This is a genomic window from Massilia sp. TWP1-3-3 (assembly GCF_049897805.1).
Taxonomy (GTDB): Bacteria; Pseudomonadota; Gammaproteobacteria; order Burkholderiales; family Burkholderiaceae_D; genus Telluria_A.
In genome coordinates, this window is sequence record NZ_JAFCWX010000035.1 from 1 (window position 1) to 24,214 (window position 24,214).

Annotated in this window: 24 protein-coding genes; 18 read left to right on the top strand and 6 right to left on the bottom strand. The window is 66.0% G+C overall.

All coding sequences use genetic code 11. The features are described from left to right. Positions 1 to 174: 174 nt before the first annotated feature. Together ACP7D4_RS24195 and ACP7D4_RS24200 are read left to right on the top strand one after the other, a co-directional pair. Entirely contained in the window at positions 175 to 468 is a 294-nt protein-coding gene (locus tag ACP7D4_RS24195; protein WP_426211785.1) for a hypothetical protein, read from the top strand. A gap of 40 nt (positions 469 to 508) precedes the next feature. Next, positions 509 to 691, top strand: a complete 183-nt coding sequence (locus ACP7D4_RS24200; RefSeq protein ID WP_426211787.1) for a hypothetical protein — start codon at positions 509 to 511, stop codon at positions 689 to 691. 18 nt (positions 692 to 709) lie between these two features. On the opposite strand, the gene ACP7D4_RS24205 is transcribed toward ACP7D4_RS24200, so the two are convergent. After that, entirely contained in the window at positions 710 to 3,073 is a 2,364-nt protein-coding gene (locus ACP7D4_RS24205; RefSeq protein WP_426211789.1) for a DNA polymerase II, read from the bottom strand. 115 nt (positions 3,074 to 3,188) lie between these two features. On the opposite strand from ACP7D4_RS24205, the gene ACP7D4_RS24210 reads away from it, so the two are divergent. Then, a complete protein-coding gene (locus tag ACP7D4_RS24210) occupies positions 3,189 to 5,018 on the top strand; it encodes a PAS domain-containing protein (RefSeq protein ID WP_426211791.1) in 1,830 nt (609 codons plus the stop codon). Here ACP7D4_RS24210 and ACP7D4_RS24215 read toward each other — a convergent pair. The 5 genes from ACP7D4_RS24215 to ACP7D4_RS24235 form a co-directional block, all read right to left on the bottom strand. Continuing rightward, complete coding sequence (locus tag ACP7D4_RS24215) at positions 5,007 to 6,347, bottom strand: MBL fold metallo-hydrolase (protein ID WP_426100215.1); 1,341 nt, start codon at positions 6,345 to 6,347, stop codon at positions 5,007 to 5,009. The genes ACP7D4_RS24210 and ACP7D4_RS24215 overlap by 12 nt on opposite strands. Positions 6,348 to 6,407: 60 nt before the next feature. After that, entirely contained in the window at positions 6,408 to 7,097 is a 690-nt protein-coding gene (locus ACP7D4_RS24220; RefSeq protein WP_426100217.1) for a type 1 glutamine amidotransferase domain-containing protein, read from the bottom strand. A 71-nt stretch (positions 7,098 to 7,168) separates the two neighbouring features. Then, positions 7,169 to 7,702, bottom strand: a complete 534-nt coding sequence (locus ACP7D4_RS24225; protein ID WP_426211792.1) for a hypothetical protein — start codon at positions 7,700 to 7,702, stop codon at positions 7,169 to 7,171. Positions 7,703 to 7,715: 13 nt separating this feature from the next. Then, positions 7,716 to 8,456 carry an SDR family NAD(P)-dependent oxidoreductase gene (locus ACP7D4_RS24230; RefSeq protein WP_426100221.1) on the bottom strand — a complete coding sequence of 247 codons (741 nt, stop codon included), beginning with the start codon at positions 8,454 to 8,456 and terminating at the stop codon, positions 7,716 to 7,718. After that, the gene (locus tag ACP7D4_RS24235; RefSeq protein WP_426211794.1) at positions 8,456 to 10,231 is read right to left on the bottom strand and encodes a radical SAM protein; all 1,776 of its coding nucleotides are present in this window, start codon (positions 10,229 to 10,231) and stop codon (positions 8,456 to 8,458) included. The genes ACP7D4_RS24230 and ACP7D4_RS24235 overlap by 1 nt, the downstream gene beginning before the upstream one ends. Positions 10,232 to 10,406: 175 nt before the next feature. Between ACP7D4_RS24235 and ACP7D4_RS24240 the strand changes: the two genes are divergently transcribed. The 15 genes from ACP7D4_RS24240 to ACP7D4_RS24310 are packed head-to-tail and all read left to right on the top strand — an operon-like array spanning position 10,407 to position 24,184. Further along, on the top strand, positions 10,407 to 10,874 hold the full coding sequence (locus ACP7D4_RS24240) for a 3-hydroxyacyl-ACP dehydratase FabZ family protein (RefSeq protein ID WP_426211796.1): 468 nt from the start codon (positions 10,407 to 10,409) through the stop codon (positions 10,872 to 10,874). Beyond that, complete coding sequence (locus ACP7D4_RS24245; RefSeq protein ID WP_426100227.1) at positions 10,871 to 12,082, top strand: beta-ketoacyl-[acyl-carrier-protein] synthase family protein; 1,212 nt, start codon at positions 10,871 to 10,873, stop codon at positions 12,080 to 12,082. The genes ACP7D4_RS24240 and ACP7D4_RS24245 overlap by 4 nt, the downstream gene beginning before the upstream one ends. Continuing rightward, the gene (locus ACP7D4_RS24250) at positions 12,079 to 13,164 is read left to right on the top strand and encodes a beta-ketoacyl synthase N-terminal-like domain-containing protein (protein ID WP_426211798.1); all 1,086 of its coding nucleotides are present in this window, start codon (positions 12,079 to 12,081) and stop codon (positions 13,162 to 13,164) included. Before ACP7D4_RS24245 ends, ACP7D4_RS24250 begins: the two co-directional genes overlap by 4 nt. After that, on the top strand, positions 13,161 to 14,438 hold the full coding sequence (locus ACP7D4_RS24255) for a beta-ketoacyl-[acyl-carrier-protein] synthase family protein (RefSeq protein ID WP_426211800.1): 1,278 nt from the start codon (positions 13,161 to 13,163) through the stop codon (positions 14,436 to 14,438). Before ACP7D4_RS24250 ends, ACP7D4_RS24255 begins: the two co-directional genes overlap by 4 nt. Further along, on the top strand, positions 14,432 to 15,592 hold the full coding sequence (locus tag ACP7D4_RS24260; protein WP_426211802.1) for a beta-ketoacyl synthase N-terminal-like domain-containing protein: 1,161 nt from the start codon (positions 14,432 to 14,434) through the stop codon (positions 15,590 to 15,592). The genes ACP7D4_RS24255 and ACP7D4_RS24260 overlap by 7 nt, the downstream gene beginning before the upstream one ends. After that, positions 15,589 to 16,335, top strand: a complete 747-nt coding sequence (locus tag ACP7D4_RS24265) for an SDR family NAD(P)-dependent oxidoreductase (RefSeq protein ID WP_426211804.1) — start codon at positions 15,589 to 15,591, stop codon at positions 16,333 to 16,335. The genes ACP7D4_RS24260 and ACP7D4_RS24265 overlap by 4 nt, the downstream gene beginning before the upstream one ends. Further along, positions 16,332 to 17,006, top strand: coding sequence for a nitroreductase family protein (locus ACP7D4_RS24270; RefSeq protein ID WP_426100237.1), 675 nt, complete (start codon positions 16,332 to 16,334; stop codon positions 17,004 to 17,006). The genes ACP7D4_RS24265 and ACP7D4_RS24270 overlap by 4 nt, the downstream gene beginning before the upstream one ends. Further along, the gene (locus ACP7D4_RS24275) at positions 17,003 to 17,419 is read left to right on the top strand and encodes an acyl carrier protein (RefSeq protein ID WP_426100239.1); all 417 of its coding nucleotides are present in this window, start codon (positions 17,003 to 17,005) and stop codon (positions 17,417 to 17,419) included. Before ACP7D4_RS24270 ends, ACP7D4_RS24275 begins: the two co-directional genes overlap by 4 nt. After that, the gene (locus tag ACP7D4_RS24280) at positions 17,406 to 18,467 is read left to right on the top strand and encodes a hypothetical protein (protein WP_426211805.1); all 1,062 of its coding nucleotides are present in this window, start codon (positions 17,406 to 17,408) and stop codon (positions 18,465 to 18,467) included. Before ACP7D4_RS24275 ends, ACP7D4_RS24280 begins: the two co-directional genes overlap by 14 nt. Further along, positions 18,464 to 19,831, top strand: coding sequence for an aspartate aminotransferase family protein (locus ACP7D4_RS24285; protein WP_426211807.1), 1,368 nt, complete (start codon positions 18,464 to 18,466; stop codon positions 19,829 to 19,831). Before ACP7D4_RS24280 ends, ACP7D4_RS24285 begins: the two co-directional genes overlap by 4 nt. Beyond that, complete coding sequence (locus ACP7D4_RS24290; protein ID WP_426100245.1) at positions 19,819 to 20,865, top strand: radical SAM protein; 1,047 nt, start codon at positions 19,819 to 19,821, stop codon at positions 20,863 to 20,865. Before ACP7D4_RS24285 ends, ACP7D4_RS24290 begins: the two co-directional genes overlap by 13 nt. Before the next feature lie 13 nt (positions 20,866 to 20,878). Then, positions 20,879 to 21,664, top strand: coding sequence for an SDR family oxidoreductase (locus tag ACP7D4_RS24295; RefSeq protein ID WP_426100247.1), 786 nt, complete (start codon positions 20,879 to 20,881; stop codon positions 21,662 to 21,664). After that, positions 21,664 to 22,962 carry an aspartate aminotransferase family protein gene (locus ACP7D4_RS24300; protein WP_426211809.1) on the top strand — a complete coding sequence of 433 codons (1,299 nt, stop codon included), beginning with the start codon at positions 21,664 to 21,666 and terminating at the stop codon, positions 22,960 to 22,962. The genes ACP7D4_RS24295 and ACP7D4_RS24300 overlap by 1 nt, the downstream gene beginning before the upstream one ends. After that, complete coding sequence (locus ACP7D4_RS24305; protein ID WP_426100251.1) at positions 22,959 to 23,660, top strand: SDR family NAD(P)-dependent oxidoreductase; 702 nt, start codon at positions 22,959 to 22,961, stop codon at positions 23,658 to 23,660. Before ACP7D4_RS24300 ends, ACP7D4_RS24305 begins: the two co-directional genes overlap by 4 nt. Beyond that, positions 23,657 to 24,184, top strand: coding sequence for a hypothetical protein (locus ACP7D4_RS24310; protein WP_426100253.1), 528 nt, complete (start codon positions 23,657 to 23,659; stop codon positions 24,182 to 24,184). The genes ACP7D4_RS24305 and ACP7D4_RS24310 overlap by 4 nt, the downstream gene beginning before the upstream one ends. Positions 24,185 to 24,214: the final 30 nt, after the last annotated feature.

Consider the following 24,214-nt stretch of genomic DNA (forward strand, 5'->3'; position numbering starts at 1 on the left):
TGGGGTAGAATTCATGTCGGGCAAGGTGGCGTTCGTTTTGGTTAGTGTGTTTCGAGATACTCACATCATATCAAGCACTTACGGCATTCTTGCCCTTTTTTATGCAAAATCCAGGCTAGGTAACTTCTCGCTAGGCAAAAAAATATTGGACAAACGATGAAAATAATGATGCTGATGTTATCTGTTTTGGTTTTGTCGGCTTGCGGCAAGGGGCAGACGCCGGCCGATCCGCTGCGCGCGGCGGCAACGGACACCTGCAAGGCCACGATCGAGGCGCGCGCCGTCAATCGCAAGACGCTCGATTACCGCACCATCAACGTGACGCCCGCTGATAAAGGGCAGTTGAACGTGGCGATCGATTTTTCGGCGAAAAATGAGATCGGCATGGCCTCGGCCATGCTTGCCAACTGCACCGTCAGTGCCGACGGCAAGATGCTGGTGGCGATCAACGTCAAGGAAACGCGCTAGTCCGTTCCCTGACGGGCAACGCACTCACGGGAGCTTTTCCATGCGCACCTACGTCATCGCCACAGGTATCCTGTTCGCCTTGCTCGCGGGGGCGCACGTCGCGCGCATGGTGTTTGAAAATCCATCGCTGGCCACCGATCCGGTGTACCTTGCCATTACCGCCTGCGCGGTGATGCTGGCGGCGTGGGCCCTGCTGCTCGTGCGCGGCGAGCGCAAGGCTTGACGGCGCCGACCAAGCCGCTCAGAACAAGGTTTGCTGAGCGCTCGTGAGCGCGTTGAAGTTATCCTGCACAAACGGCAAAATCGCGTCCGCCACCGGCTGCAGCTGGCGCGTCAGGTAGTGCTCGTAGTCGATCGGGGCGCGCCGCGCTTCCAGCGGTTCGGGCCCGGCGGTCGTCATCACATACTGGATCCATCCGCCGTTCTGGTATTGCAGCGCGCGCCCGTGCAGGCGGTTGAATTCGTCGGCCGCGCGCGCGGCGCGCACATGCGGCGGCACGTTGCGCACGTAGTCGCCGAGCGGGCGGCGCAGGCGCTTGCGGTACACCAGCAGCGCGTCGAATTCGCCGGCGGCGGTGCGCCGGACGTACTCGCGCACGTAGTCCTGGTATGCCTCGCCCTTGAAGATGCGCAGGTACAGCGCCTGCTGGAATTGCTGCGCCAGCGGCGTCCAGTCGCTGCGCACCGTTTCCAGGCCCTTGTAGACCATTTCCTCGCTGCCGTCGGCGCGGGTGACCAGGCCCGCGTAGCGCTTCTTGCTGCCTTGTTCGGAGCCGCGGATGGTCGGCATTAAAAAGCGCCGGTAGTGTGTCTCGAACTGCAGTTCGAGCGCGTTGTCGAGCTTGAATTGCTCGCGCAGGTACTGGTCGAACCAGCGGTTCACGTGGCCCACCAGCGCGCGCCCGATTTCGCCCGCCTGCGCATCGCTGTGCGCATGGCGCAGCCAGACAAAAGTGGAATCGGTGTCGCCGTAAATGACTGGGTAGCCCAGGTCCTCGATCAGCTTGCGCGTCAAGTGCATGATCTCCTGGCCGCGCAGCGTGATCGACGAGGCCAGGCGCGGATCGAAAAAGCGGCAGCCGCTGGAACCGAGTACGCCGTAAAACGCATTCATGATGATCTTGAGCGCCTGCGACAGCGGCTTGTTCTGTTCGCGCTTGGCCGCGTCGCGCCCTTGCCAGATCTGGGTGACGATCGCCGGCAGGCAGTGCTTGTGGCGCGAAAAACGCCCTCCCCGAAACCCTGGCACCGTGGCCGCGTTGTCCTCGTCATTGTCCTCGTCCTCGTCCTCGTCCTCGTCGCGCGTGCCTGCCACCAGCCCCACCGGGTCGATCAGGAAGGTGCGGATGATCGACGGGTACAGGCTTTTGTAGTCGAGCACCAGCACCGAGTCGTACAGGCCGGCGCGCGAATCCATGACAAAGCCGCCCGGGCTGTCTTCGCCGGTCACGTCGCCCAGATTCGGCGCCACGTAGCCCTGGCGGTGCATCATGGGCATGTACAGGTGCTCGAAGGCGGCCACCGAGCCGCCGCTGCGGTCCGCCGCCAGGCCGGTCACGCTGGCGCGTTCCAGCAAAAAGGTCAGCAGCTCGGTCTTGGCGAAAATGCGCGTGACCAGCTCGCAGTCTTTCAGGTTGTAGCGCGCCAGCGCCGGTTTGTCTTCGGCAAAGCGGCGCTCGATTTCGGCCATGCGCTGGTAGGGGTTGTCGATCGCCTTGCCTTCGCCCAGCAGCGTTTGCGATACATGCTCCAGGCTAAAGGAGGCAAAGCTCCACGTGGCCGACTTGAGCGCTTCAATCCCGTCGATGATCAGGCGCCCGGCAGCGGCGGCGAAAAAATGCTGCTTGCCGCCGTGCTCGCGCCACTCCATCGCACTGCCGTCGCGGCCTAGGCGCAGCGGCACGCCATATTGTTCGGCGTGCTTGTTGAGCACGCGCAGGTCGAACTGGACCACGTTCCAGCCGATGATGGCGTCCGGGTCATGCCGCGCCATCCACTGGTTCAGGCGTTCGAGCATCAGGGCGCGGCTGGCGCAGTATTCAAGGTCGAAGTCGAGCACCTCGTCGCCGCCGTTGGGCGGGCCAAGCATGTAGACCTGGCGCTGGCCGCAGCCTTCCAGCGCGATCGAATATAGCTCGCCGTGGGCGGTGGTTTCGATGTCGAGCGAGGCCAGTTTGAGCTGCGGGCGGTACAGCGGCGCCGGTTTTAGCGCGCCCTCGCCAAACGAGACGGGCGCGGTGATGAAGCGCTCCATCAGGTAGCGCTCGGGCGGGCGGATGTCGGCTTCATACACATCCACGCCGTGCTCGCGCAGGCGCTTTGCCAGCTTGAGCAGCACCCGGTACTGGCTGCAGTACAGCCCGAGCACGGGCCGGTGCTGAAAGTCGCACAGCGCCAGCGCGCGCAATTCATACCCGCGTTCGTCGCCCAGCACGGCGTCGGCCTGCTCGCGCTGTTCGGCGGGGATAAAGGCGACCGACGCTTGCACGGGCAAGCGCACCAGGCGCGCGCCGTCATCGGTCGCGAGCCAGAAATCGACTTCGGTGCCGGCGCTCGTGTCGCGCCAGTGGCGGGTCAGAAGAAAGCCCTGCGGTAGTGGAGGCACGTGCACCCTTGAATGCCAAAGCGGCATTGTAGCGCGCCCTTATCTGTCGTGCGTAGCCCTTTGGAAATCCTGTTTACACTAGGAATCTTGGTAGACGTTTTGAAGGACCTGGACAGTGCATCCCAATTTTTCCAACTTGCAAGAGCGCGATGGCGCCGCGTACGCCGTGTTGGAAAGCATCACGGACGCGTTTTTTGCGTTTGATACGGAATGGCTGTTTACGTACATCAATGTTCAAGCCGAGCATGTGTTGGGGTTTTCACGCGAGCAATTGCTTGGGCGTGCAATCTGGAGTGTCTACCCGGGCTTGGCCGGCAGCGAATTTGAAACCCAATACCACACGGCCGCGCGCGAGAAAAAGGCGAGCACCTTCACTGCCTTCTATCCCGATCACCGCCGCTGGTATGAAGTGCATGTCTATCCGGCAGACATCGGGCTCTCCGTCTATTTTCGCAACGTCAGCGAGCAGATTGCCACCCGGCAGGCGCTGGACGAAAAAGTGGCCAGGCTTGAAGAAGTCGAGCGCAGGCAGGCGTTCCAGATCGCACTGGGCGAGCTGGTGTGGGCGATTGGCGATCCTGACGAGATAGCGCAAGCGGCCAGCGCGATGCTGTGCGAGGCCTTGCACGCCGACCGCGTCATGTTCCGCGAAGCGGGCCAGATTGGCGCCGCGGCCGGAGTCGGGGCCATTGCCGCGCCCGAGGCTTTTAGCGTGCCCTTTGTGCAGGCCGGGCAGGTGCTCGCCGTGGTCGAGTTGTACCAGGCAGGGCAGCGCGCATGGACGGACGACGACATTGCGCTTGCGCGGTCGATGGCCGAGCGCACCTGGACCGGCATGCGCTACGCGCGCGCCCAAGCCCGCCTCAAGGCCGAGCGCGACCAGAGCCAGCATATTTTCCAGAGCATGACGGAAGGCTTCGCCATCATGGACAGCGACTGGAAATTCCGGCAGATGAATGCCGTCGGCCTGCGCGTGGGCCAGCGTACGGAAAGCGACGTAATGGGCCGCACGGTGTGGGAAATCTGGCCGGAGATCATCGGCACCGAAGTCGAGCTGCGCTACCGCAAAGCGATGGCCACGCGCGTTCCCGACTCCTCCGAGCAGTTGATGGCGTTTTCAAACGGCGTCACCTTGTGGCTTGAAATCCGGCTGCTGCCGGTGCTCGACGGCGGCCTGGCGGTGCATTACCGCGACATCTCGGAGCGGCGCGAAGCGGACCGCCGCAAGGATGAATTCCTGGCGATGCTGGCGCACGAATTGCACAATCCCCTCGCGCCCATCAGTGCGGCGGCCGACCTGCTGCGCCTGACGGCGAACGATCCGAAGCGGGTCAGGCAGAGCAGCGACGTCATTGCGCGCCAGGTCAGGCATCTCACCAGCCTGGTCGACGACCTGCTCGACGTCTCGCGCGTCACGCGCGGCCTGGTCTTGATCGACAGGCAGGTGCTCGATGCGCGCCGCATCGTCGAGGATGCACTCGAGCAGGTGCAACCGGTGATCGACGCGCGGCGCCATCAGCTGGCCGTGCAGTTGCCGTTTGAGGCGGCGTGCGTGCTCGGCGACCACAAGCGCCTGGTGCAGGTGCTGACCAATCTGCTTAACAACGCCGCCAAGTACACGCCGGACGGCGGGCGCATTACGCTGCGCATGGAGGTGGACGCGGCGATGGTCCAGATCATCGTCACCGACAACGGAATCGGCATGTCGCCGGCGCTCTCGGCCAATGCCTTCGAGCTGTTTGCGCAAGCCGAGCGCACCGCCGACCGCGCCCAGGGCGGCCTTGGCATCGGGCTGGCGCTGGTGCGCAGCCTGGTGCAACTGCATGAGGGGAGCGTTGCGGCCCATAGCCAGGGCCAGGGCGAGGGCAGTACCTTCACGGTGCGCCTGCCGTACGTGGCCGGGCCGGCGCCAGGGGCCGGCACAGCGTCGCACTTACGGCTGTAGGCGGCGCAGCTGGGCGGCCTGGTAGGCGCCAAAGACATCGTTGAACAGGCAGCGGATCAGCGGGTCGTCGATGATTTCGGCGCTGGCGATGTCCGCTTCCACGGCGGCCTCGAACACCACGTCGTTGATGCGCATGTACATCGAGGTCAGCGATTCGCCCAGTTCCAGCGCCGCGTACAGTTTTGCAGCCGGGATCTCGGTGGTCCACGCCAGCGGTTCTGCGATAGCGCTTAGTGCGCTGATGGTGTCGCCTTCGACCCGGTAATGAAACTCGGTACCCTGGCCCGCATGGTCGTAGATGGACAGGCGCCACACCCGCGGCGCTTCAAAGTAGCTCTCTTCGGGCAGTTCCATGGCGCGGTATGTGTCTAGCAGGCCTGCCTGGCAAAAGTCGATCACGCGCGCGTTTTGTTCGGGCGTGAGGGGCGCAAAGCGGGTGGCGATGAGGGCCGTGGGCGGGGGCGCGGTGCCGGCCTGGTAGCGATAGTCGACGTCCTGCTCGCCGACCGGCAGCACCCAGGGCAGCGGTTTGCTTGGGCGCAGCGACGTCGCGTCGAGCAGTACCGACACCGACGGATTGAGGCGCACCACCTTTGTTCTCGGCAGCGCGGCTTCAATCTCGTGCTGGAACTGCAGGTAGGTAATCGGGAAAAAGGCATGGTTGTACCAGGACCACGGCTCCTGCAGGAACTGGCAGGAACTTGGCACCACGTAGCGCGGCGCCAGTACCTTCAACTGGTCGATCCAGTCGGGCGGCAGTTGCGGCGCGGCGGGCGCCGCCCTGGAGGGCGAGAGCACTTCCAGCTCGCGCATGGTCTGGAATGGCCACAGCACCATGTCCCACGGCCCCTGGCGCGCCAGTTCGGGCAGTGCCTCGGGGTCGATCCAGGAATCGACGACGTTGAGCACATTCAGGCCGCCAGCCTTGACCTGAAACATGGAGTCGACTTCGGCGTCGAGCGCCACGCGCGCGATGACCTCGAACGGGCCGACGGTGACGGGCGTATCGATCGCCAGCGCATGGACGCTGGAAAAGCCCAGCTGGCGCACCATGGCGAACAGTTCCTCGTACAGGCAGTAGATGTACAGGGGCGTTGCCCGGTCCAGCAAGGCGAGGCTTTCGAGCGAGCAGTGGTCGTCATGAAAATGCGAGATGAAGACGGCGTCGAACTTGAGCTGTTCGATCAGCGCCTGGTCGAAGCGCACGTCGGGAAAGGCGTGGCAATTGCGGCTGAAGGGGTTTTCAAAGATGGTGTCGAAGGCGATCTGCGCGCCGTCGCATTCGAAGACGTAACCGGCGTGCAGGATCCGGGATATTTTCAAACTCATTGGTGTCTCCAGGTAGCGACCGGTGCGCGCATTGTACGCGCACCGGCCCCATGGCGACTTTTACAGCGTGGCCTTGGCCAGCAGCGTCAGCACCGCCTTGGCCGCTTCTTCGGACGATGCGGGATTCTGGCCGGTGACCAGGTTGCCGTCGGTGAGCACGTACGATTGCCAGTCCGGTCCCTTGGAATACAAGCCGCCGTTTTCCTTGAGCATATCCTCGACCAGGAACGGTACGACCTTGGTGAGCCCGACCGCTTCTTCTTCGGTGTTGGTGAAACCGGTCACTTTTTTATCGCTCACCAGGTACTTGCCCGCGACGCCCTTGGCATAGCGCAGCACGCCCGGCGCGTGGCACACCAGGGCCAGCGGTTTGCCGGACGCGAAAGTCGCTTCGATCAGGCCAATGGACGCGGCGTCGTTGGCCAGGTCCCACAGCGGCCCGTGGCCGCCCGGATAAAACACGGCGTCGAAGGCGCCAACGGCCATCTTGTCGAGCCGCTCGGTGGACGCCAGCGCGCCCTGCGCGGCAGGGTCGGACTTGAAGCGCGCGGTGGCGGCGGTCTGCGACTCGGGCGCATCGCTTTTCGGGTCCAGCGGGGGCTGCCCGCCGGCGGGCGAGGCCAGCGTGACGCTGGCGCCCGCGTCCTTGAACACGTAATACGGCGCGGCGAATTCTTCCAGCCAGAAGCCGGTCTTGTGCCCGGTGTCGCCCAGCTGGTCGTGGGAAGTCAGTACCATCAATACGTTCATGTCATTCCTCGGGTAGGTGGAAAATGGATCACGAACAGGGTAGCACTTTTGTCGATTTCCTGTCCCTGGCGCTATTTCTGCGGAGCGGGCCTGGTCACGTTTTTAAGGCGTCCATCGGGGCCGATGGCGATCGCGATGTCGTTCTCATTGGTGGTCAAGCGGAGCGTATTGCCGCTCTTTTTGAGGTTGAATTTGCCGCCTTCATCCGGATTCATGTATGCCACGTCCACGCTGGAGAGCTCCTTGGCCGCGCTTACCGGATGCAGGAAAATCACGTGGCCGCCGCGCTCGGACATGATGTCGATCGCCAGGCTGTCGCCCCCGACCACGGTGTAGTTATTGTTGTCGTCGCCCATGCCGTCGCCGGCAAACTTGACCATGGATGAAAATTCGTGCAGCTCGCTGTCGCGAAATTCAACCTGAAAATACAAGTTGGTATTCTTGACGCACTCCATCACGCGCCAGCGGCCGGTGCTGGCGGTCTTGTCGAAGACCCGCTTATAGCAGGCGTCGCCCGCCTTGGGCGCCTGGGCGCCTGCCTGCGCGCCGGCCAGCAGGGCCGCGGCCACCAGTGCCGCGCGCATGCATAAGAAAATCTTGGTCATGGAATGCTCCTTGTCAGACGGCGCCGTCGATCACCACGGTGGCGCCGCTCATGTAACTGTTTTTATCCGATACAAAAAATGCAGCCGCTTCGGCCACTTCCTCGACCGTACCCAGCCGGCCCAGCGCGCAATGGCGCAGGTATTCCTGCTGCTTGACGACCGGCACATTGCTGCTCACGCCTTCGTCCAGCACGCCCGGCGCCAGGCAATTGACGGTGATGCCGTAACGGCCCACTTCCTTGGCCAGCGCTTCCGTCATGCCTTTCAGCGCCGCCTTAGCCGCGCTGTAATGCACCGGCGCCTGCATCATTTTAACCCCGGCGAGCGAACTGATATTGAGGATGCGTCCGCGCTTCTGGTGGATCATCCCGCGCAGCACTGCCTGGGTCGTCAGAAAGGCGCCCTTGACGTTGGTGTTCATCATGCGGTCCCAGTCTTCCTCCTCCATCAGTGCCAGCGGCACCACCTGGCCGATGCCGGCGTTGTTGATCAGGATATCGATCGCGCCCGCTTCCTTTTCAATCGTGCGCACCATCGCGTGCAGGCCCGCCTTGTCCAGCACCGAGACCTGGAACGCCCATGCCTTGACGCCGATTTCCTTGAGCTGTTCCAGCACCAGGGCCGCTTCGGCGCTTGAGCGCGAATAGTTGAACGCCACGTTGGCGCCTTCGCGCGCCAGGGCAAAGCAGAGCGCGCGCCCAAGCCCGCGCGAGCCGCCGGTGACCAGTGCGGTACGGTTGTCGAGGATGCCCATTATTTCAGCTTGTCCGTGAGCACCACCGGCTTGGCGCCGCCAAGGCCGATCGAATGCGGCGCGCGCGCGGGCGTCTCGTTCACGCCGATGCCGGTCAAGGCCTGGCGCGTGTCAGTACGGTGAAACTGGATGATCTGCGCCGGCGCGTCCGTAGTCCATGGCTTTTTGCCCCAGGCCGCCAGTTCCGTCTCCGGCCCCTTGGCCGCGCCCCGGTGGAACATATTGAAGCCGCAGGCCGGCATGATCCTGCCGTCGACCTGCGGATAATGGTGGCAGCACTTGCGCAGGCGTTCGAGGTCGAAATCGTGGCGGTCCATGTAATGATGCAAAAAGATCGACTTGGCCTGTTTTTCGCCCAAATGGATCGCTTCCTTGGCGCTCACCGGCCGGTTGGGGAACATGACGTCGATTGCGCGCCGCAGCGCACCAAGGATCTCGCCCGAGCGTTCTATCTCATCCTGGCGGGCAAAGACGTCATGCACCACGTCGCTCATGGCGTCGTGGATTTCGGGCGAGGCGCCCAGCGTGGCCGACGAGCGCAGCAAGGTGCCGTGGGTGCGAAAGTCCACAAAGCGGCCGAAGGGAATATGGCTGCCGTCGTTCATGCGCAGCAGGTAGGTGAGCGAGACGCACTGCGGGTGCGAGCAGGGCAGGGGCGCAAAGTCGCTCGCCAGCAGGGCGCCGCCGGTCTGCTCTTCGATGCGCTTGATCACGCCGGGAATGGTCAGGCGGTCCATCGGGTCGTGCGCGAACTGGCCACCGCCGGCGCCCGTAAAGGCCACCGGCTGGAAGTTCAGCGACAGCATGTGGTCTTCTTTCAGGAACATTTCCACCACCTGGCCGATCTGGTGTTCGTTGACGCCGCGCGCGGCCACGAAAATGATCTGGGTCGGAATGTCGAGTTCCTTGAGCATCTTGAGCGCGGCGCTCTTTTCGTCGCACAGGTCGCGCCCGCGGATCTTTTCGTGCGTGTCGGCGGTAAAGCCGTCGAACTGCAGCGCGACGTAGGCGCCGCTGGCCTTGATTTTTTCGGCAAAGGCGCGGTCGCGCCCCAGCCGCAAGCCGTTGGTGATGATGACGATGCGCCCGATTTCCTCGCGCGTGGCAATCGCGACCAGCTCCATCAGGCGCGGGTGGCTGGTTGGCTCGCCGCCGGACAAGGCGATCGACTCGACCTGGCCTTCATTTTTTACGAGCGTGTCGATCATGCGCGCGAACGATTCGTTCGACAGGTGGTTGGCGTTGGTATTGTTGACGATGCAGACCGGGCACTCCAGGTTGCAGTAGTCGGTAATTTCGATGATCGGCAGGCAGGTGTGCTGTTCATGGTCGCCGCAGGTGCCGCAGTCGGTCGGGCAGCCCTGGTCAGCTTCGGTTGAAAACACCAGCGGCTCGGCGCCGGCGCGCGCGAACGAATAGGCGTCCACGTAGTATTTTGCGTCTTCGGACACCAGCGCTTCGGACGGCCCGCAGGTGGCGCAGTTCTTCAGGAAGTAGACCTTGCCGTCGCGGATCACCACGTCGGCCGGCAGCAGCGCCAGGCATCCGGGGCAGGTCGAGGTGGTGTGCTTGAAGACGTGGTCGCCCTCGTGGCCGGGCGGGACCTCGCCACGCGCCAGAAAACTCGCCACGTAGGCCTTGGCATCGGTGGACACAAGCTGCTCGGACCGGCCGCACTGGGCGCAGTGAATCAGCTTGACCACCTGTTCGTCGCGCAGCACCACGCGCGCTTCGATTGGCGTGCTGCAGCCGGCGCAGATGGCCATCTCGTGCATGAAAAAAGTGTGGGTACGGTCCTTGCGGACGGGACTCGTGTCACAGCTTGTGCATTCCATCTGAACCTTTCGACAATGATCTGCTGGTATAAAGTGTTGACTTTAGGATATCCTAACCTGAATTGCATCATATTAGTGAGATTAGCAATTCAACCTGGGCACAAGGGCGGCGCCGATGCGGTACATACTTCTCGACAAAATCACGGCGCTCAAGCCGCCCCACATGGCATCGGGAGTCAAGTGCGTGTCGCTGTCAGATGATATATTCGCCGACCACTTTCCCGGCCACCCGGTCATGCCCGGCGCGATGATCATCGAATCGATGGCGCAGCTTGGCGGCGTGCTGGTCGAGGCCAGCATGCGCGAGCGCGGGCGGCACGACTTGCATGCCCTCTTGGTGACCGTGGACCGGGCCAAGTTCCGCCACCAGGTGCGCGCCGGCGACAAGATGGAGCTCGAATGCCTGGGCATCGTGGTGCATGAAGACGGCGGCCAGGTGCGCGCGCTGGCGCGGGTAGACGGCAAGCTGGTGGCCGAGGCCGAGCTGGCGTTTGCCTTTGCCAAGGTCACCAACCCCACGCTGCTGGCGCGGCGGCGCGAAGTACTCAATGTGTGGCTCACCGGCTCGGCCGAAGAGCCATGAGCGCAGCGCGCGTGTTTGTGCGCGGCGTGGGCGCCATCACGGCGCTTGGCGCAAGCTGGCCGGCCTCGCTCGGCGCCCTGGCCGACGGCCGCGCTGCGGTGGGGCCAGTGCGCGCGTTCGACGTCACCAATTTCCCCTCGACCGTGGCGGCGGCCATCGACGGCTTTGTCCATACGGGCGACCGGCGCCTGGCGCTGGCGCGGGTTGCCGCGCGCGAAGCCTGGACTGACGCCGGGTTCCATGAAAACGCGCCGCCGCCGCAGCGCACGGGCATTTTCCTGGGCGCCGAATCCGGGCGCGCGCCATTTGCCACCTTGCTCGGCCTGACCCGCGCCGCAGGCGGCGGCGCGCGCTTCGACCATCGGCAATTTGGCGCCAACGCCGCACCCCTGGCGGCGCAGTTCGACGCCTCCATCATTTCACCGGCCGCCGTCACTTCGGCGCTGGCGCGCGAATTCGATGCGCAAGGCCCGGCGGTGACGATCTCGCTGGCCTGCGCGTCGGGCGCGAGCGCCATTGCCGAGGCGGCGCGCGCGATCCGGCTGGGCGTGTGCGACGTGGCTATTTGCGGCGGCGTCGGCGCCGACGTCGATCCGATGATGCTGGCCGGGTTCGGCCGCATCGGCGCGCTCACCGCGCGCGGCTTGTCCTGCCCGTTCGACGTGCGGCGCGACGGCTTTGCCGTGGGCGAAGGCGCGGCCATTGTGATCCTGTCGCGCGAGCAGGGCGCGGCCAGCGTCGAAGTGGCCGGCGAGGGCCGCAGCCTGGATGCCCATCACCTGACCGCGCCTGATCCGGAAGGCGAGGGCGCGGCCCGTTCGATGCGCGCCGCACTCAAATCGGCGGGAATCGATGCGGTCGATTACGTACAGGCGCACGGTACCTCGACGCCGCTCAACGACGCGGTCGAAGCGCTCGCGCTGCAGCGCGTGCTGGGGCCGCACCTCGAGCGCGCCCATGTCAGTTCGGTCAAGGGCGCGCTCGGCCACTGGATCGCCGGCGCCGGTGCGCTCGGCTTCCTGTGCGCCCATGCAGCCGTTGCCCACGGTCTGGTGCTGCCAACGGCGCACCTGCGCGAGCCCGATCCGGCCTGCGCGCTGCCCCACGTGTTCGGGCGCGCGCTGCGCAAGACGGTGGACGCAGCGCTGGTCAATGCGTTTGCCTTTGGCGGCGCCAACTGCAGTATTGTGGCGAGGCGCTGCGCATGAACGATGGCATGAGGGATGTCTATATCAGCGGGGCCGCGGCGGTCAGCGTGCTCGGTTTCGACTGGCGCCAACTGGGCCAGGCGGTCATGGACTGCGCGCCTGCCGATGCCACCGTCTTTGCCCCGTCACGGCAACTGGGCGAGTCCCATGGCACCGTCATCGGCGCGGAAGTGCCGGCCATTCCCGCGCAGATCGATGTCGATGCGCGCTCGCGCAAGCTGATGTCGCACCCTGCGCGGCTGGCGGCCGTGGCGCTGCGCCTGGCACTGCTGGACGCCGCATGGCCGCAGCACGGATGCGAAGAGACGGCGCTGTACCTGGGCGTCGGCGCGTCGGGCTGCGCGATGGATGAACTGAACCGCATGCTGGCCGAAAGCATCGCCGAGCGCAAATTTTCGCAAGCGCGCTTCGGCAGCGCCGGCTTGGCTGCCTGTAACCCCTTGTTCGCCTTTCAGCTGATGAACAACTTCACGCTGTGCCATGGCGCGATCCTGAACGGCACGGGCGGCGCCAACGGCGCCTTTTATTCGCGCGGAACCGGCACCGTGGCGGCGCTGGCCGAAGCGCGCTGGCATATCGCCGCCGGCGAATGCGCTCGCGCGCTGGCCGGTGGCGCCGACTCGGCCATGCACCCCGTCACGTGGGCGCAACTGGTGCGCGACGGCTATCCGGCCAAGGGCTTTATTCCCGGCGAAGGGGCCGGCGTGCTGGCTTTGTCCGCCAGCGCCGACGGTGCGCTGGCGCGCCTGGAAAAGACCGCTTTCCATAGCGTCCGCGCCTACGCCAAGGCGCCGCTCAAGCTGACCGGCGAAGAGCTGGCCGATGCCGGCAGCGACGATTTAATCGTGCTGGCGCCGTGGGGGAACGGCGCGCGCGATCGACTGTATGGCGCGCTGCACGGCACGCGCGCCACGGTTGTTGACGCCAGCATTTTTCTGGGCGACGCGCTGGCCGCCGCGCCTTCGCTCGCATGGTGCGCGGCGCTCGACCTGCTGCGGCAAGGGCACTGGCGGCGCGCGTTCGTGCTCAATGCGGGCATCGACGGGGGCATCGGCCTGGCCGTGATGGGGCGCATGGCATGACGCGTGCGGTCATCACCGGCGCCGGTGCGGTCTGCGCATTTGGCGTGGGACTGGACAAGTTGTTCAGCGGCCTGGCGCAAGGGGGCAGCCGCATCGCACCGATCCGCTCATTCGATGCGAGCGCGTTTGAAACCAAAGTCGCGTGCGAGGTGGACGTGAACGCCATCGGCCCGGACTGGCTGCATGCGCACACCGGTGCGCAAAGATCGCTGCTGGACCAGTATCACCTGGCCGGCGCCTGGCGCGACCGCAAGTGCGCCTTTGGCCTGCTGGCTGCAGTCGAAGCGTGGCGCATGGCCGGTTGCGGCGCGGGTGAGCGCGAAGCATCGCTGGTGATGGCGCTGGGATTGGAGCAAGGCTTCATGGACGACTTTGCGCCCTATTTTCACGACGGGTGTATCGACTGGCGGGAAGAAGCGGGGGACCGTCGCGCGGCGCTTCGCTTTCGTTCCGACGTTGACCTCGGTTCGCGCATCGTCGCCGACTTTCTGGTGCTTGACGGCCCCGTCATCGTCAACGCCTCGGCCTGCGCTGCAGGCACGCTGGCGCTGGCGCACGCGGCTTCGCTGATCGAACGCGGCGCCGCCAGCGTCGTTCTGTGCGGTGGTGCCGATTCGATGGTCAACCCGTTCGGGATGGGCGGCATGTCGCGCCTTGGCGCGCCGTCGCCGCGCGCCGCGGCCGATGCATGCCGGCCCTTCGATCGCCGCCGCGACGGTCTGGTCATCGGCGAAGGCGCGGCGATGTTCGTCATGGAGTCCGAGGAACGTGCCGCGCGCCGCGGCGCCCGCGTGCTGGCGCGCGTGCTCGGCTACGGCAGCACGCAGGATGCGTACCGGGTCACGGCGCCGCGGCTCGACGGCGCCGCCGCGCAGCGCGCCATGCAGCTGGCGCTGGCGCGCGCCCAGCTTGACCCGTCGGCGCTTGGCTACATCAACGCCCATGGCACCGGCACGCCGCTCAACGACGCGGCAGAGGCGCGCGCCATTCGCGCCGTGTTCGGTGCGCACGCCGACATCCTCCCCGTCAGTTCCATCAAGGGTGCGATAGGACATCTGATGGCGGCGTCGGGGGCAATCGAAGCGGCGTCCTGCCTGCTGGCGTTCGAGCGCGGTTTGTTGCCGGGCACCGCCAACCATCTTCAGAAAGACGCCGCCTGCGACGTGCTGGTGATCGGTGAAGCGCCGCGCGAGGCACGCGTCGACGCGGTGCTGAGCAACTCCTTCGGCTTTGGCGGGCAGAACGTGTCTTTGATACTGGGCCGGCCATGCTGAAAGCGGCGATCATTGGCTCGGCGTGGCGCACGCCGCTCGGCTCCAGCGTTGGCAAGGTCGTCGACCGTCTGTTGGCGGGCGAGCGCGCGGCAGCCGTGAACGCGCGCTTCGACGCCAGCGCCTACATTTGCCAACTGGCGGCGGCGATGCCTCAGTCGGTGGCCCCGTCGCGCAACGCGCGCTTCTTGCGCCGCATGGGCCTGCACGCGGTGGCAGTGGCGGCCGAGGCGCTGGCCGGCGCGGGCATCAAGGGCAGCGACCGGGTCGGCCTGTTTTTCGGCTACGGCGGGCTGCGCGCCCACTGGGACGACCTGATGCCGGCCTTTGAACGGCAGGAGGTAGGCGGCGCCAACGCCTGGAACTGCGGCCTGGACCTGCTGCATCCGTTCTGGATGCTCCAGCACCTGTCCAACAACGCTCATGCGATTGCCGCGCAGGAGCTGGGCGCGCGCGGTGAAGGGGCAACCTATGGCGGCGCGAACGCCGGCGCACAAGCGCTGGGCGCGGCCATCCGCGCGCTTGCCGCCGGCGCGGTCGATGTCGCGCTGGTGGTTGGCTACGATTCGCTGATCGAACCGGAAACGCTGGTGGAACTGGCCGCGCGCGGCGCGTGCGTGGCCGGCGCGGCCAGCCCTGCTACGCCGTATGATATTAACGCGGCCGGCTTTGTACCTGGCGAAGCGGCAGCCGCGCTGGTGCTGCAACGCCCCGGCGAAGGCGAATGCATCGCCTGCGTGCAGGCGCAAGATGCCGCCGACGGCGAGAAGGGCGAAGCACTGGCCGGCACGCTGGCGCGCCTGGTGCGTGCCGTTGCGCAGCCCGGCGACGTGGTCGATGGCGCCGGACTGGCGCGCCCCGAGTACGATGCGCAAGAGCGCCTGGCGGCGGCCCAAGTGACCGGCGACGACGCTGCGCTGTGTTGTATCATGAGCGCCATGGGACAAATCGGCGCGGCTTCCTCAGTTGTTCAAACCATCGCGCTGGCCGAGCTGTTGCGGCGCCGGATGCTGCCGCCAATTGCAGGCTTGCAGCGCGCAGCTGGCGGCCCTTTGCGGCCATTGATGCAGGCCGAAGCCACCACTGCCCGCTCCGCCATCGGCCTGTGCGCCGGCGCGCCCGGCCTGGCCGGCATCATCCGCGTGGAGCTGGCATGAGCGTCCCGCAAAAAACCGCGCTCGTGACCGGCGCCTCGCGCGGCATTGGCGCGGCGATTGCGCTCAACCTGGCGGCCAAGGGCTTTGCCATCGTCATCAATTACCGTAGCGACGAAGCGGCGGCGCAAGACGTTGCGCGCCAGGTGCGCGAGCTTGGCGCCGAATGCCTGCTGCTGCGCGCCGACGTGGCCAACGCCGGCGAGGTTGGCGCCATGTTCGCCGCGATCGACGCCAGGTTCGGCCAGCTCGACGTCCTGGTCTGCAATGCCGGCGTGCTGCGCGACACGCTGCTGGGCGCGAGCGAAGCGGCCGACTTCGACGCTGTTTTCGCGGTCAACATTGGCGGCGTCGTCAACTGCTGCCGCGAGGCGTCCCGGCGCATGGTGTCGCGCCGGCGCGGCGTGATCGTCAACCTGTCGTCGGTCGCTGCCACGCGGCCCGGCCGCGGCCAGAGCAATTACGCCGCCTCCAAGGGTGCGGTCGAAGCATTTACGCGGGCGCTGGCGGTGGAGCTGGCGCCGCGCGGCGTGCGCGTGAATGCCGTGGCGCCAGGCGTCATCGAGACCGACATGACGCGCGATATTCGCATGCTTGCGCCTGATGAACTAAACAGGCGCATTCTGCTCAAGCGGGTCGGAAGCGCGCGCGAGGTGGCGGCGGTAGTGGGCTTTTTATGCAGCGACGAAGCGAGCTACGTCACTGCCCAGGTGTGGAATGTCGACGGAGGCTTCAAGGCAGAATGAACGAACAGACGACATTGGACTGGCTGCTCTCCAGGCGCAGCACGCGCGAGTTTTCGGACCGTCCGGTCACGCGCGAAACGCTGGAAAAATTGCTGCTGGCGGCAACCAGCGCACCGTCGGCGACCAACCGCCAGCCGTGGCAGTTCGCGGTGGTGCGTTCCAGCCGGCTGCGCGCGGCCATCGTGGAAGCGGTCCGCGTGCGCGCCGAGGAAATGAAGGCGGTGATCCAGCGCGGCCACCATGCAGAAGACTTTGGCAACTACGGCGACTTTTTCCACGAACCGCTACTGAGCGCCGCCGTCATCATCATTCCCCAGTACCGCCAATACCCGGACCTGATCGCCAACCTGCTGGCTTCGGGCGGAGCCGATCCCGCTGCCTTTCACACGGCAGGGGCGATGCAGGCCGAACTTTGCTCGACCAGCGCCGCCGTCATGAACCTGCTGCTGCAGGCGCACGCCAGCGGCCTGGGAGGCTGCTGGATGGCCGGGCCGATGATCGCGCGCGACCGCATCTGCGCGCTGCTCGGCATTGCCGAACCGTGGCAGATGGTCGGCGCCATCGCGCTGGGCTACCCGGCGGGAGAGCCGCCTGCACAAAAGCCGCGCAAACCACTGGGGCGCGTAGTGCGCTGGTACGAGGACGAACTTACCGAGGAAGCGACGCAATGACAAAGGATGTACAGCAGCAGGATATTGAAAACGCCATTTGCGCCATCGTGGCCGAATCGCTGGCGATTGACGTGGCCACGGTCTCGCCGACGGTCAGCCTGATTGAAGGGCTGGGCGCGGAGTCGCTCGACTTTCTCGACATCGTCTTCAAACTTGAACGCGCCTACGATATCCAGATTACGCGCGGCGAGCTGGAACGGGCCGCGCGCGGCGACATGTCGGACGACGAATTTGCGCCGGGCGGCGTGATTTCGGAAGCGGGCCTGGCGCGCCTGCGCGAACTGATGCCGGAAGCGGCGGCGCGGATCAAGCCCGGCCTGCATCCGGCGCAGATACTGAGCCTGTTCACGGTGCAGACGTTTGTTCACCTGGTCGTCGGCAAACAGGAACAACGGAACCGTGTCCCGTCCTGAAGCGCGCTGGATCGGCGCTCCGCTGTTCGATGCCTGCTTCTTTTTCGGCAGCGCCGTCGTGGCGCTGGCCGCCGGCCTGCTGATGCTGGCCGCTCCCGCGACGGTGCTGCCGCTGTGGTTTGCCTGGATCTGGCTGGTAGAAGGCCCGCACCTGTGCGCGACATGGCGGCGCACCTATATCGACGCTCCATTCCGGCGTGAGCGCGCGCGCCTGCTGGTCACCAGCCTGCTGTGGTTCGTGCCGGGGCCGACCTTGCTGCTGGTGTCGTGGCTGTCGGGCAGGCCGGAGCCGTTTCAGCTTTTTTTGGGCGCCGTGGCGCTGTGGTCGTTCCATCACGCTGTGCGTCAGCATCATGGCATCATGTCTGTCTACCAGCGCCTTGGGCAAGTGAACGCTGCCGAGCGCAGGTTCGACACGCTGCTGCTGCATGGCGTCCTGTGGGGTGCTTTTGGGCTGTTCCTGGTTGCGCACCCGACCAACCGCCAATTGCTGGGCATCGACGCGCTGCCGTCGGCAATGCTGCTGATTCCCGGCGCGCTGCTGGCGCTGGCCATGGTGGCGTGGGCGGCGCGGCTGATTGCGCGCTGGCGCCGCCACGGTGCGCTCGCGCCCGGCATGTTCGGCCTGCTGGTTGCCGCCGGCAGCACGCTGTTTGCATTGTTCGTGGTCGGCTTGCGCGAGCCGCTGCTGGCCAATCCGCTCACGCCCGAGCATGTCTTCATGGCCGCCACGCTGGTCAGCGGCACGGTGCACGGCTTGCAGTACATCGGCATCGTGATCGCGACCGAGCGCCGGCGTACGGGTGGCTTGGGCAGGACGCCGCTGACAGTTTATGCAGTCATGCTCGGCGTCTCGCTGCTGTATGTGGCCATCAGCGTCGCGCGCGGGGGCGCCCCGCTGGGCGCGGCGCCAGGCAGCATGTCGGCGCAGGTATTCCTGGCCATTTACTGGGGCCTATTTTGCCATCACTTCTGGCTCGATCAAAAAATATGGCGGCCGTCGACCGATGCGCGCCTGCGCACCGAACTTGGCCTGGGAGCGGCATGAGGCAAAGCGAACACCCGGTGTCCATGGCGTACGCCAAACACGTCAATCCTTCGTTCATCCAGCTGCTCGGCGTGCTTGGATACGGGCGCGTGATGACGCGCGCCAGCGACGTGTGGGTGTGGGACAGCGAAGGACGGCGCTATCTTGACTGCCTGGCAGCCTTTGGCGCCGTCAACCTGGGTCACAACCATCCCAAGCTGGTCGCGCGATTGCACCAGCTGCTGGACGAACAAGTCATGCATTTTTGCCTGACTGGCCCGGCCGCCGGCGCCGCGGCGCTGGCCGAAGCGCTGGCCAGGCGCCTGGCGCCCCCTTTGGAAATAAGCTTGTTTGCCAGCAGTGGGGCCGAAGCGGTCGAAGCGGGCTTGAAGCTGGCGCGCGCCGCCACCGGCCGCACGGATTTTGTCTATTGCGACGGCGGCTTTCACGGCACCACCCTGGGCACCTTGTCGGTGATGGGCGCGGCGCGCTTGCGCGAGCCGTTCGAGCCACTGCTGTCAAGCTGCCACCGGGTGCCTTTTGGCGACCTGGCTGCGCTCGACCGGGCGCTCAAGGCGCACAAACCGGCGGCATTCGTGCTCGAGCCGCTGCAGGCGGAAGGCGGCGTGGTGCTGGCGCCGCCCGGCTACCTGCGCGCTGCGCAAGAGCTGTGTACGGCGCGCGGCACACTGCTGATCCTTGACGAAATCCAGACTGGCCTCGGCCGCACCGGCACGCTGTTCGCGCACCAGGCCGAAGACATGGTGCCCGATGTGCTGTGCCTGGCCAAGGCGCTCTCCGGCGGCATTGCGGCGGTATCGGTGGCGGTCACGTCGCGCGCCTGGTTCGACAAGGCGTACGGCAAGTCGGACCGCTTCGACCTGCATGGCTCTACCTACCAGGGCAATGCCTTTGCGTGCGCCGCAGCCCTCAAGACGCTGGAGGTGATCGACGAAGAGAACCTGGTCGCGTGCAGCGCCGAACGCGGCGCGCAACTGCTGGCCGGGTTGAAGGCACGCCTGCATGGCCATCCGCTGGTCAAGGACGTGCGCGGGCGAGGTCTGCTGGTGGGCATCGAGTTCGGGCCGACCGGCAGCTCGTGGCTGGACAAGCTGGCGCCGTCGCTGGTCGACAAGGTGTCGGAAGGGATGTTCGGCCAATGGGTCGCGGTCAAGATGCTGGAGGCGGGCATCTTGTGCCAGCCGTCGTCGTCGCGCTGGAACGTGCTGCGCCTGGAGCCTGCGCTGACGATCGGCGCTAAAGAAATCGACATGGTGATCGAGACGCTCGGCGCCATCCTGGACGAGTACCGCGGCATTGCGCCCATCGTGGCCGACGTCACGCGCAGGGCCGGCAGCCAATGGAGAGACAAATGGCGATTTTGAAGGGTGCCCAGGGACCGGGTTTCATGGCGCGCGCCGGTCGCGACCTGCGCTTTGTGGGCGGTATTTTGCGCAAGCAGCCGTTCCAGGTGCTGGTCCAGGTCACCAACCGCTGCAATATGCGCTGTTCGTTCTGCGGCTTCTGGCCCAACGGCGTGGCGCCCAGGCTTGAACTGACGGTCGCCGACTACCAAAAGGTGGCCGCGCAGCTGGCGGAAATCGGCACCTTCCTGGTGTCGGTTGAGGGCGGCGAACCATTGCTGCGGCCCGACATCGTCGAGATCGTGCGCGCTTTCGGCCAGCACCACGCGCCGGTGCTGTACACCAACGGCACCTACGTCACCGAAGAAAAAGCGCGCGCCCTGTATGCGGCCGGCGTGACCCAGGTCGGCGTGTCGATCGACTTTGCCGACGCGGCCCGGCACGACGCCAAGCGCCGCCTGGAAGGTGCGTTCGAGCAGGCCTGGCGCGCGGTCGATATTCTCAAGGCACAGGCGCCGCACGGCGGGGCGCAGGTGCACGTGATGACGATCCTGATGAAGGAAAACCAGGAGGACGTCGAGCCGCTGTTGAAGTTGAGCGCGGCGCGCGGCGTGGGCCACTGCGTGACGCTGCTCTCGACCGACGGTTTTCGGCGCGGGAAGAGTGATGGCGACCAATTGCCCGACGAATCGCTGAGCGCCAAAATGCTGGATTTGTGGCAGCGCTACGCGCATATGCGCACGTTTCGCGACTACCTCGAACGCATGGACGCGTTTGTGGAGCGCGGGCCGATGCCAACCTGCCATGCGGGCGAGCAGTCATTCAATATCGACCACTTGGGCAACGTCTCGCCGTGCATTGAACGCATCGATTCCGTGGTCGGCAATGTGCGCGACGAGCCTTTGACAGCGATCATCGCCAAAATGAGCGGACTGGCGTCAGTGGCCACCTGCCAGGACTGCTGGACCTTGTGCCGCGGCTTTTCGCAGGCGCTGGGTAACGGCGCCACGACGCGCTCGCTGATCGACCTGAGCACGCGCATGCGCTCTGAATAATCAAGGACCGAGATTGACATCAACATCAACATCAACATCAACTGAACCGACTTCCCCCGCGCTGCGGCTGGCGGGAAAGCGCTGCCTGGTGACGGGCGGCTCGCGCAACCTGGGGCGCGCAATGTGCCTGGCGTTTGCCGCCGCCGGCGCGCGCGTGGCGTTTACCTACGTAACTGACGACGAGCAGGCCGACATCACGCGCGCGATGCTGGTTGAACTGGGCGCGCAGGTGCTGGTGTTCAAGGGCTCGGTGACCGACAGCGCGCACGCCAAAGCGGCGGTCGACGCCATCGTCGCGGCCTGGGGCGGGCTGGATGTGCTGGTCAACAACGCAGGCATCATGCAGGTGCTGCCCATTGCGCTGCTGGAGGAAGACGACTGGGACGCGGTACTCGACACTTGCCTGAAGGGCCCGTACATTTTTTCGCGCGCCGCGCTGCGGCCCATGCTGCGTGCTAAAAAAGGCCACATATTGAACATCGGCTCGGTGGCGGGCGAGCGCATCGTGGAGGCGCCGGTGCACTACGCCGCCGCCAAGGCGGGGCTGCAAGGACTCACGCGGGCGCTGGCCAAGGAAGTGGGGCGTTACGGGATCGCCGTCAACGACCTGTCGGCCGGCTTGCTGTCCGCAGGCCTGGGCCAGCAGGCGCCCTTGCACCGGCGTGAAGACTACAACAAGCATTGCCCGCTTGGGCGCCCCGGGTCGATGGAGGAAACCGCCGCCTTTGCGACCTGGCTGGTGTCGGACGAAAACAGCTTCATGAGCGGCGCGCGCCTGACCTTTGACGGAGGCCTGTAATGGACGCGCAGCTGCGCCAGGGTTTCCTGGAATTTCGCGCGTTCGTCAATCCGCTGGTGGCGCTGCGCGCGCAACTGGTGGGCGAGCCTTATCTGCTCGACCAGGTTGTAGACGGTCGTTTGGTAGACGCCGAGGGCATGGCCTATACCGACCTGCTCTCCGGCTGGGGGACGCAGGCTTTCGGGCACCGTTCGCCAGCGGTGGAGGCGGCGCTGATTGCTTACCTGCAGGGCGCCTCGCCCTCGATCTACCCGTCCGGCATCAGCCCGTTCGCCGGCCTGCTGGCGGCCAGGCTGGAGCAGCGTTGCGGCTACGACGCGGCGTTTTTCGCCAGCGGCGGCAGCGAGGCGGTGGAGGCCGCGCTCAAGCTGGCGCGCGGGGCCACCGGCAAGCCACGTATTGCCTGCATCAAGGGCGCCTACCACGGCTGCACCTTCGGCAGCGTAGCCATGATGCAGGCCGGCCCGTACCGCGACATTTTTGGGCCGCACCTGCCGCAAGTCGATGCGCTGCCCGCCGGCGACATGGATGCGCTCGAACGCGCGCTGGCCGACCCGCAACTGGCGGCCATCGTCATCGAACCGATCCAGGTCGAGGCGGGCGTGCGCGTGCCCGATCCGGCTTACCTGGAACGACTGTGCGGCGGCACCGGGCCGGATGGCATCCTGCTCATTGCCGATGAAATCCAGACCGGCATGGGACGCACCGGCCATTTTCTCGACAGCGGCGCGTGGCCGCGCCAGCCGGACGCGGTCACGCTGGGCAAGGCGCTGGGCGGCGGCGCGATGCCCTTGTCGGCGATGCTCACGCGGCGCCCGATTTTCGACCGCGTGTACGGGCAGTTGGCGCTGGCCGAGGTGCATGCTTCCACTTTCGGCGGCAACTCGCTCGCGTGCGTGGCGGGGTTGGCGGCGCTGGAGCTGCTCGACGACGCCATGATCGATGAAGTGGCGCGCAAGGGCCATCTGCTGCGCGCCGCGCTCGACGAGCATGTCGCGCCTTCGCCGCTGGTCGGCGCGATCCGCGGCAAGGGCTTGCTGCTCGGGATCGCGCTGCAGGCGCCCGACCATCCGTGCTACCAGTTCGATTACCTGGGCGCGCCGGAACTGGCCGCGCAACCGGCCATCGGGATGATGCTTGTGCACCGGCTCTACAAGGCCGGCTTCATTGCACAGATTTGCGGCCACGCGTGGCAGGTGCTGCGTCTGCAGCCACCGTATACCACGCCGGACGCCGAACTGGCCGCGTGCGCGCGCGCCATTGGCGAGGCGCTCGACTATCTATGGGACCTTCAATGACACGCGTACTTGTTTTGGGCGGCAGCGGCGCACTTGGCGCGGCGCTGCTGCGCGAATTGCGCGCAGTCGGCGCGCAGGCGGCGTTCACCTATCACCGCCAGCAGGAGGCCGCAGCGGCGCTGGGCTGCGAACTGGACTACCCGGCGTATGCGGCCGATTTCGAAAACGCCGACGCGGTCGCCCTGCTGTTCGACGCCCTGGCGCGCGACGGCCGCTTGCCCGACGTGGTTGTCCACTGCGCCGGCGTGGCCCCGGTGGCGCTGCTGGGGGCCATTACCGCCGCCAGCTGGGATGCGGTCAACGCCGTGCACGGCCGCGCCGCCTTGTTATGCGCGCAGCAGATGGAGCGCCGCGGCCTGCGCGGCGCGCTGGTGCTGGTGGCGGCCATCGACGGCCTGCATCCGGTCCCCGCGCCCGCCCACTATGCGGCCAGCCAGGCGGCCATGTGGGGGCTGACGCTGGCGCTGGCCAAGGAGCTGGGGCCGAAAGGCATCCTGGTCAACCTGGCCGTGGTGGGCGTGCTCGATGGCGGCATTTCGGTGGCGCTGGACCCGGCGCTGCGCGACTCGTACCGGCGCTATTCGGCGCTGGGCCGCACCGGCACCTGCGTGGAAGCGGCGCGCGCGTTGCGCTGGCTGGCGCTTGAGAACACGTATTTGAATGGGGCCCAGTTTCCGCTGACCGGGGGGCTGGGATGAAGCGGATAAGCGGCGTTATTTTGCTGGCGCTTTACCTGCTGCTGGTGTTTCAGAAGACGCAAGCCGGGCTGGCAGCCGAACTGCTATGGCTTAGTCATGTGACCAGCGCGGTGCTGGCCATCGGGCTGCTTGTCGACGTGCCCCTGATGATCGCGGCGGGATTTCTGTTTCATCTTGCCGTGGCCTTGCCGGCGTATCTGTTTTACCTGGGGACGGGCGGCGAGACGTCGCTGATGTCGTTTTTGCTGCATGCGCTCTCGCCGCTGTTTGGGGCCATGGCGTGCCGGGCGGCGCCGCTACCCAGACGTGCCCTGATGCTGACGTATGCCATTTATGCGGTGGTGATCGGCTCCACGCTCGCCTTTACGCCGGCCGCCATGAATGTGAATTCTGCATTCAAGCACTGGGCTTCGCTCAATGTGCCGGGCACCTTGCCGCTGCTCGCGGCGAATGCGGTGCAGATGCTGCTGCAAACTGGCGCCGCCTTCCTGGTCTGGAACCGCCTGTCGCGCAAGGCGGCCTGAAAGGCGCTGCGGGCAGCGCGACGGGTGCGC